At 50.0% G+C, this 254-nt stretch carries 1 protein-coding gene; it reads left to right on the forward strand.

Annotation, left to right across the window (positions count from 1 at the left end; translation table 11 throughout):
- A partial coding sequence (locus GCN74_RS29485) for a hypothetical protein (protein ID WP_226939286.1) occupies positions 1–182 on the forward strand: 182 nt, incomplete at its 5' end.
- Between the last annotated feature and the right edge of the window lie 72 nt (positions 183–254).

A 254-nucleotide genomic window follows, 5' to 3' on the forward strand; every position in this document is an offset into this window, starting at 1 on the left:
TCAACCTGCTCGACAACGCTCAATTTAAAAGCCAGGCTGTAATCTCGCTGACTGCGTCGAAACCCTTGTTCCATCGGACACTCCTTCTCTGTAGCGAAAAAGTGTCAACTTATTCCAGGATGGGTCACGGAAATGAAAAAAGCCGCAAACTCGTGAAAGTTTGCGGCTTTTTAGCGAATTAGGTATGGTGCCCACGAAGGGACTCGAACCCCTACACCCGAAGGCACATGGACCTGAACCATGCGCGTCTACCA

Source organism: Janthinobacterium sp. FT14W (assembly GCF_009208755.1).
GTDB lineage: Bacteria > Pseudomonadota > Gammaproteobacteria > Burkholderiales > Burkholderiaceae_D > Janthinobacterium > Janthinobacterium violaceinigrum.